1 protein-coding gene is annotated in these 1,143 nt (G+C 63.3%); it reads left to right on the forward strand.

The genetic code is table 11. The annotated features are described in order from the left end of the window. Positions 1-48 precede the first annotated feature (48 nt). On the forward strand, positions 49-1,140 hold the full coding sequence (locus ISU10_RS22685; protein ID WP_194698726.1) for an IS630 family transposase: 1,092 nt from the start codon (positions 49-51) through the stop codon (positions 1,138-1,140). Positions 1,141-1,143: the final 3 nt, after the last annotated feature.

The raw sequence follows: 1,143 nt of genomic DNA on the forward strand, positions 1-1,143 counted from the left end.
GCTAGTGTCTTGCGCGGAAAATGCGTTATCTAAGTCGTAGACTGAGGTATGCCTCGATCGGGACGTCCGAAAACGCCGCTGATACTGACCAGAGAAGAACGTGAGCAGCTGACTCGGTGGGCGCGCCGAGCTTCCTCGGCCCAGTCATTGGCGCTGCGGTCGAAGGTGGTCTTGGCGTGCGCCGAGGGTGGGTCGAACACCGCGGTCGCCGAGCGGCTGCGCTGTGACCGGATGACGGTGGGCAAGTGGCGTGCCAGGTTCCTCGAGCACCGCCTGGACGGTCTGCTCGATGAACCGCGCTCGGGCCGTCCACCGAGGATCAGTGTCGATCAGGTCGAGGAAGTGATCGTCGCGACGCTGGAGACAACCCCGCCCAACGCCACCCACTGGACGCGGGCGAAGATGGCTGAGCGGACCGGACTGTCCAAGTCCACCATCGGTGAGATCTGGCGCAAGTTCGAGATCAAGCCGCACCTGGTCGACCACTTCAAGCTCTCCACCGACCCGTTGTTCATCGACAAGCTCTACGACGTCGTCGGGCTCTACCTGAACCCGCCCGAGGCGGCCGTGGTGTTGTGCGTGGACGAGAAGTCCCAGATGCAGGCGCTCCAGCGTTCCCAGCCCGCGTTGCCGATGATGCCCGGGATGCCGGAGCGCCGAACCCACGACTACGTCCGGCACGGCACCACCACCCTCTTCGCCGCCCTCAATGTCGCCGACGGCACCGTGATCACCAGCCTGCACCGTCGACACCGGGCCACTGAGTTCAAGAAGTTCCTCACCAAGGTCGAGGCCGCCGTCCCCCAGGACCTTCAGATCCACCTGATCTGCGACAACTACGGCACCCACAAGCACCCGATCATCAAGGCCTGGCTCGAGGCGCACCCAAGGGTCCACCTGCACTTCACTCCGACCTACTCCAGCTGGCTCAACCTCGTCGAACGATTCTTCGCCTACGTCACCAGCGACCTGCTCCAACGCGGCGACCACCACAGCGTCCAAGCACTCGAAGCAGACATCCGAGCCTGGGTGAAGGCATGGAACGCCAACCCCAAAGCCTTCGTGTGGACCAAGACAGCCGACGAGATCCTCGCCAAGCTCGGACGACTTATACGACGAACTTCAAATCCGGGTCACTAGCGC

The sequence above is a fragment of the Nocardioides agariphilus genome, assembly GCF_015352445.1.
Lineage (GTDB): Bacteria > Actinomycetota > Actinomycetes > Propionibacteriales > Nocardioidaceae > Nocardioides > Nocardioides agariphilus.

What these genes read in the sequence shown, in the direction of transcription:
- ISU10_RS22685 (WP_194698726.1), top strand. Translation starts at nt 49, where the DNA reads ATGCCTCGATCGGGACGTCCGAAAACGCCGCTGATACTGACCAGAGAA.